Annotated in this window: 9 protein-coding genes and 1 tRNA gene; 4 read left to right on the plus strand and 6 right to left on the minus strand. The window is 46.2% G+C overall.

All coding sequences use genetic code 11. The annotated features are described in order from the left end of the window. Positions 1-2: 2 nt before the first annotated feature. Together LAY41_RS10495 and LAY41_RS10500 are read right to left on the minus strand one after the other, a co-directional pair. Positions 3-1,565 (minus strand): pentapeptide repeat-containing protein, encoded by a 1,563-nt coding sequence (locus LAY41_RS10495; protein WP_249097145.1) that lies wholly within the window; start codon positions 1,563-1,565, stop codon positions 3-5. A 133-nt stretch (positions 1,566-1,698) separates the two neighbouring features. Further along, complete coding sequence (locus LAY41_RS10500) at positions 1,699-3,246, minus strand: pentapeptide repeat-containing protein (protein ID WP_249097147.1); 1,548 nt, start codon at positions 3,244-3,246, stop codon at positions 1,699-1,701. Positions 3,247-3,549: 303 nt separating this feature from the next. On the opposite strand from LAY41_RS10500, the gene LAY41_RS10505 reads away from it, so the two are divergent. The 3 genes from LAY41_RS10505 (at position 3,550) to LAY41_RS10515 (ending at position 7,389) form a co-directional block, all read left to right on the plus strand. Beyond that, a complete protein-coding gene (locus LAY41_RS10505) occupies positions 3,550-5,394 on the plus strand; it encodes an APC family permease (RefSeq protein ID WP_249097148.1) in 1,845 nt (614 codons plus the stop codon). A gap of 11 nt (positions 5,395-5,405) precedes the next feature. Continuing rightward, complete coding sequence (locus LAY41_RS10510) at positions 5,406-6,257, plus strand: prephenate/arogenate dehydrogenase (protein WP_249097149.1); 852 nt, start codon at positions 5,406-5,408, stop codon at positions 6,255-6,257. Positions 6,258-6,624: 367 nt separating this feature from the next. Beyond that, entirely contained in the window at positions 6,625-7,389 is a 765-nt protein-coding gene (locus tag LAY41_RS10515) for a class I SAM-dependent methyltransferase (RefSeq protein ID WP_249097150.1), read from the plus strand. A 607-nt stretch (positions 7,390-7,996) separates the two neighbouring features. Here LAY41_RS10515 and trhO read toward each other — a convergent pair. Then, a complete protein-coding gene (gene trhO / locus LAY41_RS10520) occupies positions 7,997-8,773 on the minus strand; it encodes an oxygen-dependent tRNA uridine(34) hydroxylase TrhO (protein ID WP_249097151.1) in 777 nt (258 codons plus the stop codon). 164 nt (positions 8,774-8,937) lie between these two features. On the opposite strand from trhO, the gene LAY41_RS10525 reads away from it, so the two are divergent. Then, positions 8,938-9,010, plus strand: a tRNA-Ala gene (locus LAY41_RS10525). 66 nt (positions 9,011-9,076) lie between these two features. Here LAY41_RS10525 and LAY41_RS10530 read toward each other — a convergent pair. The 3 genes from LAY41_RS10530 to LAY41_RS10540 form a co-directional block, all read right to left on the minus strand. After that, positions 9,077-10,162: a tyrosine-type recombinase/integrase gene (locus LAY41_RS10530; protein WP_249097152.1), complete on the minus strand. Its 1,086-nt coding sequence runs from the start codon at positions 10,160-10,162 to the stop codon at positions 9,077-9,079. 491 nt (positions 10,163-10,653) lie between these two features. Continuing rightward, positions 10,654-10,812: a hypothetical protein gene (locus tag LAY41_RS10535; RefSeq protein WP_249097154.1), complete on the minus strand. Its 159-nt coding sequence runs from the start codon at positions 10,810-10,812 to the stop codon at positions 10,654-10,656. A gap of 16 nt (positions 10,813-10,828) precedes the next feature. Next, a partial coding sequence (locus LAY41_RS10540; RefSeq protein ID WP_249097156.1) for a hypothetical protein occupies positions 10,829-11,847 on the minus strand: 1,019 nt, incomplete at its 5' end.

Below are 11,847 nucleotides of genomic sequence, written 5' to 3' on the forward strand. Positions count from 1 at the left end.
ACTTATTTCTCCAGGGCTGGAAAGTTTTTGATAAAATCAAAAACTACGCTAGCAGAAGGCGGAGTATATTTCACTGGCTCTATTGAAGTTATTTGGTCGGGATTGGCGAAGCTGGATGGTTTAACAAAACGTTTCCCAAACTGGGGATGATGATATATATTCAAAGTTTGATCGCTAGAATTAGTTAAAACGATCTGGGTAGGAGATTGAAAAAATTTAGAATCTTCCTTGATTGCGAAACTACTTTTCAATAACTTGACGGAAAAAATTTTGCTCAATCCTTGAATAAGGGCGTTACTCAACTTCTGTAGGCGATCGGGTTCTTTGATACTTAAATTGTCCATCTCTTGCGATTGCAGCATCTGCATTAAGATAATGATATTTTTATGAGTAGCTTCACTATCTGTAAAGGGAAGAATAGCAAGGTAAGCAGTGGAAAATAATTGGTTATCGTTATCTATCACAAATGTGAGCAGAGTGCGGCGACGGCCTACTTTAATGCTGGGTGGTAGGTAGAAAACTGACTGTTGCTGAGCGATTTGATGGTAACAGGAAGCTAAGGTAAAATGAGATTCGTGGTCTAAGGGTGCGTCGATAATAATCTGGACGGTAGGTAAAGTTTGATGAAAAAACTTTCTCGCTTCTTCAGAACTGAGGCGGTAAATCTGGGTCCGATCGCCATCCGGGCTTAAATCTACCCACTCACAAATTAAGCCTTCAGTTTTCAGACCGAAGCGAGAAACCGCATAAAGTTTTGCCCCAGTTAAAGTAGCTCCCGATAAGTCCGCACCAGTCCAATCAGCCCGGATCAATCTTGCTTGTGTGAGATCGGCGTGAACCAAGCTGGCATTTAATAAATTGGCATTGCTTAAGTCTGCCCCAATTAAGTTAGCCCCACTCAATTTGGCATCGCTGAGATCGGCCCATCTCAAATTCGCGCCACTTAAGTCAACCCATCTCAGATTTGCCCCACTCAAATTGGCTCCGCTCAAGTTGGCGCAACTGAGGTTAGCTTGTCTGAGTTCGGCATCTCTCAGGTTAGCGCCAGTAAGATCGGCTCGACTCAGATCGCTTCCATGCAAATTTGCCCCCTCCAAGTTGGCTGCTGTCAGAGAAGCACCCCTGAGATTAGCCCCACTCAGGTTAGCGCGACTGAGGTTAGCTTGTCTAAGTTTTGCTTCTCGGAGATCAGCACTGGTGAGGTTAGCCCCTGTAAGGTTCGCCCTGCTGAGTTCGGCTCGAATCAGTTCGGCTCTGATTAAGGCTGCTTGGATGAGTTCCGCTCCACCCAGGTCTGCTCGAATCAAGTTAGCCACGTTGAGAACAGCTCTGTTCAAGTTAGCCTTGGTGAGATTAGCACCGCTCAGTCTGGCGACGTTGAGTTTGGCATGACTTAAGTTTGCTGCATAGAGATTTGCGCCACTGAGGTTAGCCACACTCAGGTTAGCCCCACTTAAATTAGCACCGCTCAGGTTAAAACCACTCAGGTTAGCCTCGGTCAGGTTGGCAGCAGCAAAGTTTCTTTCTCCTGCTTCGTATTTAGTTATAAATTCTTCGACTTCCATGATTGGCTACCTTATCCATAATCCTGATAGTTCAAACAACATTTAACTTTTAAGTTGTTGCTGTTATCATAGTTTTTCTCAATTTTGTCCCAGCAAAATGCGATTTTTCCGAAAAGCACTACCCACTCTTCGATCAAGGAAATGTTTTGATAAAATCACAGATTACATTCAAAGCAGGCAATGCTAACTTATTGGTATTTACAGCTATTTTAACCGAAGGTTCTATCTTCACTGGCGTAATAATCTTTTTGCCAAAAGTAGGATGATTATAAAGATTCAAAACTCTGTCGTTGGAATTATTTAAAATTGTTTGAGTTGGAGATTGAAAGAAATTACCCTTTTTTAGATTTTTAGGGAAATATTTCAAAATCTTACTTTTGTGGAGTTTAGTAATTAAGTGAATTAGGTCGCCACTTATTTGCTGAAGTTGATTTTTTTCTTGAGCGTTCAGAGTTTCTATATCTTCTTGTTGAACCATTTGGAGCAAAGTCATGATATTTTCCTGAGTGGCAGAGGCATCGTCAAAGGGGGAAATAGCGACATAAGCAGTAGGAAATAATTGCTCGTCACTATCAATCCTAAGTGTGATAGTAGTTCTCCGATCGCCCACTTCAATACTGGGTGGGCGATTTAGGCTCGGATATTCTTGAGCGAAGTGATAATAAGTAGCAGCTAAGGCAAAGTTAGCGTCTTGGTCTAAAGGGGCATCGACGATGATGCGGATCGTAGGTAATGTTTGATGAAAAAACCTTCTTGCTTCTTCGACGCTCAGACGGTAGATCGCAGAGCGATCGCCATCCGGGCTTAAATCCATCCACTCGCAGGTCATCCCTTCCGTCTTCAGACCGAAGCGGGAAACAGCATACAGCTTAGCTCCGGTTAAAGTTGCACCCGTTAGATCGGCACCAACCCAATCTGCCCGGATCAAATTGGCTTGGCTTAAATCCGCATGAACCAGACTAGCATTTAATAAGTTCGCATTGCTCAAATCCGCCCCACTTAAGTTTGCCCCACTCAACTTTGCCTCGCTCAGGTTAGCCCATTTGAGATTCACTCCACTCAAATCGGCCCATCTCAGATTCGCCCCACTCAAATCAGCGCCGCTCAGATCGGCTAAACCGAGATTGGTTTGTCTGAGTTCTGCACCTCTGAGGTCGGCTCCGCTGAGGTCAGCCCGACTCAGATCGCTCCCGTGCAAGTTAGCCTGTTCCAAGCTAGCTTCTGTCAGGCAGGTTCCCCTGAGATTGGCCTCGCTCAGGTTAGCTCCGCTCAAGTTAGCTAACCTAAGTCTTGCCTCTGCTAAATCGGCTCCTGTCAAGTTAGCTCCGCTCAAGTTAGCTCCGCTGAGTTCGGCCCGAATCAGTTCGGCTCTGATCAGGGAAGCTTGCACGAGTTCGGCTCCACCCAGGTCAGCGCGAACCAAATTGGCTACGTTAAGGATAGCTCCGTTTAAATTGGCATTAGTGAGATTGGCGCCACTGAGCCTAGCAACGTTGAGTTTTGCCTGACTTAGATTGGCTTCGCTCAGGTTAGCGCCGCTGAGGTTTGATATGCTCAGATTGGCCCCGCTCAAATTGGCCCCGCTCAGGTTAACGCCACTTAAATTGGCCTCGCTGAGGTTAACACCAGTAAAATCTCTGGCTCCTGCTGCGTATTTTTTTAGAAATTCTTCTACTTGCATTAGGCTACCTTGCACACATACGGACTAGATTGATGGAACGGACGGCGCGGGAGTGCCAATACCATTTCACTTTTAGTTTGCTACATCTGGGAGACAGAAGAGGCTCTTGGAGGCAAGCTGCATGGGCGCAACTAGCAGTCGAAAGCCCCAGACTGCCTCAACAAGAGTTTTGTGTCCATATTCCAATTGTTAACGCTGATATGCTAAGAGCGCTAACCCTACTGTATAGGTTGGGCTTTATACTTTAACGAGTAAACCCAGTCTCCTAGACTAGATAGCAGCGATCGTATCGGTGGACTCTCTATGTCGTTTTATTCTCAAGTCAAACGATTTCTAGTCGGTGAATCGTTACCGACGAGCGCCCATGCAGAAGAACGGTTGAGTAAAGCCGCTGCATTGGCTGTTCTTTCCTCTGATGCGCTCTCATCGGTTGCTTACGCCACAGAAGAAATCTTACTGGTTCTGGTAGCCGCCGGAAGTGCTGCTCTGGGTTGGTCTGTACCAATTTCTGTCGCGATCGTCCTGCTGCTGGGAATCGTCGTTTTTTCCTATAGGCAAACCATCCGAGCTTACCCTATGGGTGGTGGCTCCTACATCGTTGCCCGCGAGAACCTGGGCCTAATTCCGGGACTCGTGGCAGGTGGTTCGCTGATGATCGACTACATCCTGACGGTGACAGTGAGCGTTTCTGCTGGAACAGCCGCCTTAACCTCAGCAATTCCAGAATTACAAAAGTGGACAGTACCACTTTGCTTGATTTTTGTTTTCCTGTTGATGGTGGCTAATTTGAGGGGGGTACGGGAATCAGGTCAGCTGTTTATGATTCCCACTTATACTTTTGTCATCAGCATTTTTATCCTGATTGGCGTTGGTTTTTATCAACAGGCTACCGGGCATATACCTGAAAATTACCCCGATCTTCCAGTTAAAGAATCGGTCAGTTTATTTTTCGTTTTGAATGCCTTTTCTAGAGGTTGTACGGCGCTTACCGGAGTGGAAGCGATATCCGATGGGGTTCTAGCGTTTAAGAAACCTGAGTCTAAAAATGCCCGCACTACATTGCTGTTTATGGGCGAAATTCTGGGAATTATGTTCCTGGGAATTACTTTGTTAACCAATGCTTACCATATTGTTCCAAAAGTGGGACAAACAGAAACAGTAGTTTCACTGTTGGGTCGCCAGATTTTGGGGGAAAATAACCCATTTTACTACTTTATCCAAGTTGCCACGCTGTTAATCTTACTTTTAGCTGCCAATACCAGCTTTGCGGACTTTCCCAGACTTTGTTACTTTTTGGCTCGCGATGGATTTTTGCCCCGACAATTAGCACTATTGGGCGATCGTCTAGTCTATTCCAACGGGGTTATTTTCTTGAGCGTATGTGCTGGTGTTTTGATCGTTATCTTCGGAGGTCAAGTTAACGCAGTTATTCCCCTGTATGCAGTGGGTGTGTTCACTTCATTTACTCTCTCCCAAGCTGGGATGGTACGCCGCTGGTTCAAAGAACGAACATCCGGTTGGAGAGCAAGCGCCTTGATGAACGGTATAGGAGCTATTGCTACAACAGTGGTTCTAGGAGTGATCGTAGCGACAAAATTCCTGGAGGGAGCTTGGTTAGTTGTGGTGGCAATTCCTTTGCTTGTGACCCTATTTATAGCCATTCGCCGTCACTATAAATATGTGGCAGAACGTCTGAGTCTTGAGGGAATAGCGCCTCGGAGTCATATTCCTAGACCAAAAACGGATACTGTTACTCACCCAGCAGTGGTTGTGGTAGGTCAATTGAACCGAGGTACTCTAGAAGCATTAGACTATGCACGGAGCATAGCCGATGAAATTGTGGCGATTAGTGTCGATATCGGTACAACAGATCGAGAGAAGCTACAAAAACGATGGCAACAACTAGAGGCAGATATTCCTTTAGTAATTCTGGATTCGCCTTATCGATCGGTAATTAGTCCGATTGTCGATTTTGTAAGCGAGTTTGAAGATCGGCACGCTGGTGTTTTATCGACGGTAATCATTCCGGCTTTTGTAACCCGGAATTGGTGGGAGGGAATTTTGCATAACCAAACAGCTGTCTTCTTGAAAGCGAAGTTACGCGCTCGCAAAAGTCGGGTCGTTACTACTGTTAGGTATTACCTTTAATCCCAGAAGCGATGAACATTGGTATTGTCGGACTGGGATTAATTGGTGGTTCGTTAGGGTTAGATTTACGTAGCCTCGGTCACCAAATCTTGGGCGTCAGCCGTCGCTCTAGCACTTGTCAGGAGGCTCTAGCACGCGGCATTGTGGATGATGCTGGCGTCAATCTCTCAATGCTGGCGGCGGCTGATGTCGTGTTTATTTGCACTCCCTTGGGCGCAATTATTCCCACGGTTGAGGAACTGATTCCCCACCTTTCGGCTCATACAATTGTGACGGATGTTGGTTCGGTGAAGACGCCAATTGTGAAAGCGGCTGCTGCTATTTGGCCTAATTTTGTGGGCGGACATCCGATGGCTGGAACCGCAGAAAGCGGTTTGGATGCGGCTATATCCAATTTATTTGCTGGTAATCCTTATGTGCTGACGCCTGTGGAAACGACGCCTGCAAATGCTGTGAAGGTAGTAGAAGAAATTGTGCGATCGCTCGCCTGCAAATTCTATCTCTGCCGTCCAGAAAACCACGATAAAGCTGTGGCTTGGATTTCCCATTTGCCAGTAATGGTGAGTGCTGGTTTGATTGACGCTTGTATGCACGAAACTGACCCAAATGTGTTGGAATTAGCACAACAATTGGCTAGTTCCGGTTTCCGCGATACCAGTCGGGTTGGCGGCGGAAATCCAGAGTTAGGAGTAATGATGGCGCGGTATAATAAAGGCGAATTGCTGCGAAGTCTCGAACAATATCGCCACAGGGTTGACGAATTGATTGCCCATATCGAAGAGTCAGATTGGCACGCTTTGGAGGAAAAACTTAAACATACTCAGCACTCACGGCCTGAATTTTTGGGCTCTAAAAGTACATGAGTGAGATCGTCAAATTGTCTGTTGTCATCCTTGGTTACATTTTTACCGCAGATGAAGACAGATGAACGCAGATAAACGCAGATAAGAGTAAGAAGAAGCGTTTTTTAGGTGGCCGATGCGTAAGGACGTGATATAATTTATCGATCGAATCAGTTAGGATTTACGAAGAGATCCCCCCAACCCCCCTTAAAAAGGGGGGCTAAAGATTCTCACCTTTTACAGCTTTTTTTAGGTGAGTTAGGTGCAGAGAAACCCGGTTTCTTGAAGGAGGTGCAGAGAAACCCGGTTTCTTCAAGAAACCGGGTTTCTGGGGTGTACTTAATGCAACTGAAACTCGCTGTAAGATGTGGATAAAGGAGATTTTGCGATGCTAGAAAATCGTTGGGATACTGCTCTCTACGAAAGAAAACATTCATTTGTTTGGCAATATGGCGAAGAATTACTTAATTTGCTGGCTGTAAAACCGGGGGAGCGAATTCTTGACCTTGGCTGCGGTACGGGACAATTGACGGAAAAGATTGCCCAGGCTGGAGCTATTGTGATGGGAATTGACTATGCTCCTGCTATGATTGAGAAGGCGAAAGAAAACTATCCTCATCTTGAGTTTGCGGTTGCAGATGGGAAGGATTTTAAAGTCGATCGATCGTTTGATGCTGTCTTTTCTAATGCGGCGCTGCATTGGATTCAAGAACCGGATGCTGTTATCCGTTGCATTCGAGACGCACTCAAGCCGGTAGGTCGCTTTGTGGCGGAATTTGGTGGTAAGGGGAATATCAATGCGATCGCCCAAACGCTCTACAGCGTCTTGGAAGACCTCGGCTATCCGTCCCCCGAAAAAATGAATCCTTGGTATTTTCCCAGCATCGGTGAGTACGCTACGCTGTTGGAGCAACAAGGCTTTGACGTAAAGTATGCCGTTTTATTCGATCGGCCCACTCCTCTAGAAGATGGAGATGCAGGCGTAGCGAACTGGATTCAAATGTTCGCAAGTCATTTTCTCTCAGGAATTTCTGCCGAACAACAAGCAAGTGCAATTCGAGAAATTGAGCGCCGTTTGAAGCCAACTCTGTATCGAGATGGAACTTGGATAGCCGACTACCGCAGAATTCGAGTAGTTGCGATTAAAGCATAAGTTATATCGGTAAATTGTCTGTTGTCATCGTTGGTTAAATTTTTACCGCAGATGAAGACAGATGAACGCAGATGAACGCAGATAAGAGAGATAAGCTGCTTTGTATCTAAATTTTACAGTCAACTTTGATTAAGATTATTGTGGGATGGGCATCTTGCCCGTCCCAGCGTAAAATTCACAGCGGTTCCCGCTGTAATGAAGTACATTTTAAGTAGGGGCTCCGCATTCCGGCAGATGATTTATTGGTAATCAGCAAAGATAAAATACGGTCATGCTTCGCCCTTCCCCTTCGCATACTGTACCTCTTAACAGCGGGAACCGCTGTAAATGCGCGACAGCTTAAGAGCGCGAATTTTTTAGGCAATCGATGCGTAAGGGGTCTTCCGTACTTAGTGTGCCAAACGATTAGTTTTTTTGTGTCCTACGCGCAAAGCTTGGCAGGGATTTCAAGGTGATTGCCCTCTACAGCAAGTTGCCATAACCAAGCTTTGGGTGTAAATAACTCAACGGCTTACGTAGCAAAGCCTTGAGGATAAATTTAAGTTAACTTAGCACACTAAGTACGGAAGAGCCGAACTTGCCTCTCTCACGTAAATATTTGGTTTCATCAGCATTCTTTGGCTTTGTCAATATCGATCGCATCTTCGGATCTGGGACAGATTTCATCAGTTCCTACCTCCAACCCATGACCCAGGGCAATGCGTTGGTCAAAAACAAAACATTCCCCTGACCACAGACTCTCTTGTGCTGGAACTTCTGACAAATACTTGAGGATGCCGCCTTTGAGGTGATAAACCTCTGGAAACCCTTGGGCCTTCATGAAGGATGTTGCTTTTTCGCAGCGAATGCCGCCAGTGCAGAATAGGGCAACTTTTTTGTGTTTGGTGGGGTCGAGGCGGACGCGAACGTAGTCTGGAAATTGCCGAAATGAGGCAGTTTGGGGATTTTGCGCTCCTTTAAAGGTGCCGATACCCACCTCATAATCGTTGCGGGTGTCAATGACGATCACCTCTGGATCGGAGATTAGCGCATTCCAGTCTTGAGGATTGACATAGGTGCCAACTTGCTCAAGGGGATCGATTTCGGGTAATCCCAAGGTGACGATTTCTTTCTTGAGGCGCACCTTCATGCGATCGAATGGTGTCCCCTCGGCGTTGGACTCTTTGTGTTCCAGGTCTACTAGGCGGGGGTCAAAGCGCAAAAAGGATAGCACGGAGTCAATTCCCTCGCGATCGCCTGCGATCGTCCCGTTGATGCCTTCTCCTGCCAGCAGAATCGTCCCCCTGACGCCCTGTGCTTGACAATGTGACAACAGGGAGTCTCGTTTGTCGGCAAAATCCGGCAACCTAACGAATTTATAGAAAGTTACGACAACTTGGGCCATTTCCCCTAACGGAACTTGTAAAAATTTTTTGCTCTACTTTACAAGTTAACTTAGCAGAGGTATTGTAGATAAGGTGTGCTTCCAAAAAATTCTTGCTCTTACCCCTTGCAAAAGTGAAATAAAGAGCTAAGATAACAGAGGTGACTAAAAAAAGTCCCAATTTCGGGGGTATAACTCAGTTGGTAGAGTGCCTGCTTTGCAAGCAGGATGTCAGCGGTTCGAGTCCGCTTACCTCCATTCAAAAATATAAGAAAAAATAAACCCCGAAGCTAAGCTGCGGGGTTTTTAAATGGCTTCTAGTAATCAAAAAATCTCCGGTAACTTGGTGGATGACTGGAGATAGCCTGCATAGTGAGCAAACAAAATTTTGAGAGAATGTCCGGTTTGTTCGGCGATCGCTTGTGGACTCATACCCGCCTCTAATGCGTGACTGATGAACGTGGAGCGAGTGTTGTACGGCTCTCGAAAGACTACCCCTTGTATCCTCAAAACCCTCTTCCAGCGCCGATAAAGCCGTGATTCCTCGATGGGCTTACCCTTCCACAAAAAAACATATTCCGATTCGTCAGATTCCTTCTTTAAGTCCCTGAGCATTGCCGCCAGGGAGTCAGGTAGTAAAATCACTCGACTTTTCCTGTTTTTTGGCGGCTTCCTGCCAGTTCTGCTTAACTGCCCACTGATGGTACAACGTCGGCAGTCATTAGATAAGTCTACCCACCTCAATCCACGCGCCTCGCCAGTTCTACAGCCAGTACCAAACAAAAATCTAATGAACTGGTACAAGGGCTGGTACAAGGATTTAAAGCCTTCCAAAATCAGATTCACTTCTTCTTTAGTGAATGGGTTGGGCATCTCTTGCGCCGGGAGGTTTATCAAATTCGCCGTCTTTACCCACGGGTTGTGACTGATTGTTCCTTGTTCCATCGCCCAGTCCCACGCAGCCTTGCACGATTCCAGCTTACGCCGTACTGTCTCCGGTTTCGCCTGTGGCATGAGCCAGGCAGCAAAGTTAGCGGCGATCGCTGGACTGATTTCACTAGCCGAAAGATTCCCAAAATATTCTTCCAGATGTTTTAACGCAGGCCGATACCAGTCTATTGTGCGGCGATCGACAAATCTTGCCTTATAGCTAAGCCATTGCTGAAAAAGCTCTGCGCTTGTTAGTTCGGCGATCGGTTTTTTTAGGCTAGGGTGAAATTTGTATTTCGCTAAAGTTGGGTCGAAAGTTCCATCTTCTATATCTGCTTCAATTTGAAGTTTGAACCTTTCGGCTTTTAGGCGATTAGATTTTGTATCTTCCACGCCCAAGCTAAGACAGTGTCGCTTTCCTTGGCAATTCCATCTAAGCCTAAGATTGCGGCTACCATTTCTTTCGATACTGATATTCATAAATAGATTCAGAGGGTAGGTTTGTAGTACACTAAAGCCGGGCAGCTTTTAACTATCCGGCGAAACATCAAATCATTAAGCTTACTTGACGGACGGATAGAGAGGCGTCTGATTAAACAATGATGTGAATGAAATTCTCTAGATCCCTTTCTTGTTCTTCCACTCGAAGGCGGGAAAAATCAAAATTTGGGTCAACATTTCGTCTTATTTCATCTGAGAAACAATCCTTGATTTTTTCGATAAAATATTCAGCTTCTTCCTTGCTCCGAAAAACTCTAATATCAGGATCGTCGGATTGGTACGTTTGGTTGGAATTGCAGATGTAATATCCTGTGATGGTTATTCCAAGAAATTCGGTATCATGGGCGATAATGAAGCATTTTCTAATCATTTTGGGCAATTTAGATTGGTGCAATATCTTCCGGCTTCTGGCGGGTCTCCAATGTATAATTCGTGTCCACAAATTTCACAAAAGTATATTTGAGAATTATTCAAAACGTGCTAATCGCTATTTCCTCATCTTCTCTTATGTCTTCAATCCACGATATACAACCAGCGGCGATCGCTTCTATTAGCCAGTCGTACTCCGAGAGTTTGTCTGGATCGAAGTCTCCGTCAAAAGGAATAAGCTTAGTGTGGATATCAGTCATTAAGGTTCTCGCTTTCTTACTTTGCTAAAGGTATTGTTAATTGTGACGATCGCAGCGGCTTCAAGCCCCTCGGCGGCGCTCCTTTATAAAATCGCTCGTGATGCCCGTGAGTTGGGTGAACATGAGGCTCATCGCCAACCAAGCAGGGATAAGCTACTTGATTGCACCAGGCAAAAACAGACCGATCGCTTAAATTTCGGGCGTGCTTCTCGGCGACTCGGTGCAATCGAATCAAACTGAAATTCTCCAGGAAATCACCCATTCCCTCTAACCCCAGGGCCTTAACATTCCCGCTCTGAGAACAGAAGATGGGCAGCTTGTTGAACTTTCTGGCTTCCGATCCATACCGCAGTAGAAAGCGATCGGCTACATCCACCCCTTGTTGTTTGCACCATGCCCGAACCGCAGGCCACTCATCGGCAATGATACAAAGCGGCGTTTTATCTCTGTCATCTAACAGACCTAAGAGCAGTTCCAACTGTTCGGCTATCAGTTCGTAATCTCGAATTACGTGCAAGCCAGCCCAGTTAGTATTTGTCGAATCGTCGTGTGGATCTAAGACCAAAATCTGCCCTCCCATTTCGCCAGCCAACAGTTTCGCGAGACAGGTTTTGCCGCTGCCGGAGTTTCCCAGGAGTCCAATACCCGTGCTTTCTTCAATGACCGCAGCGGTGTCAAAATCTTTGACCACCGTTGGCTCTGGGGGATTTGATGGTGGCAGTGAAGGTTGGATCGCCGGAGCCTTGGCAATTTGGGCAAGGCGCATCACGCTCTCAGCTGCTTCCATCCGAGCCAGAACTGAGGCTATCGCTTTCTTCTCTCTGCTGCTTTCAAAGCTGAATTTGCAGAGCAGTGCGCTGCCAACCCCATCAAGGCAAAGCAGAATTCTGCCTTTTGATGGCATCCCAGGCGAGATTGAGGCTCCCACCGCGATCGCAGTATTGAAAAAAAAGAAAGCCCCGGCGATTTCCGAAAGCCAACGCCACCGGCGCAAACAATCACCCAATCTTGCACCAGTGGCAGAGATAGCAGCAT

The sequence above is a fragment of the Argonema galeatum A003/A1 genome (assembly GCF_023333595.1).
Classification (GTDB): domain Bacteria; phylum Cyanobacteriota; class Cyanobacteriia; order Cyanobacteriales; family Aerosakkonemataceae; genus Argonema; species Argonema galeatum.

Coding starts and splice junctions, on each gene's coding strand:
- LAY41_RS10495 (WP_249097145.1), bottom strand. CDS start 1,565: ATGGAAGTCGAAGAATTTATAACTAAATACGAAGCAGGAGAAAGAAAC.
- LAY41_RS10500 (WP_249097147.1), bottom strand. CDS start 3,246: ATGCAAGTAGAAGAATTTCTAAAAAAATACGCAGCAGGAGCCAGAGAT.
- LAY41_RS10505 (WP_249097148.1), top strand. CDS start 3,550: ATGTCGTTTTATTCTCAAGTCAAACGATTTCTAGTCGGTGAATCGTTA.
- LAY41_RS10510 (WP_249097149.1), top strand. CDS start 5,406: ATGAACATTGGTATTGTCGGACTGGGATTAATTGGTGGTTCGTTAGGG.
- LAY41_RS10515 (WP_249097150.1), top strand. CDS start 6,625: ATGCTAGAAAATCGTTGGGATACTGCTCTCTACGAAAGAAAACATTCA.
- trhO (WP_249097151.1), bottom strand. CDS start 8,773: ATGGCCCAAGTTGTCGTAACTTTCTATAAATTCGTTAGGTTGCCGGAT.
- LAY41_RS10530 (WP_249097152.1), bottom strand. CDS start 10,162: ATGAATATCAGTATCGAAAGAAATGGTAGCCGCAATCTTAGGCTTAGA.
- LAY41_RS10535 (WP_249097154.1), bottom strand. CDS start 10,812: ATGACTGATATCCACACTAAGCTTATTCCTTTTGACGGAGACTTCGAT.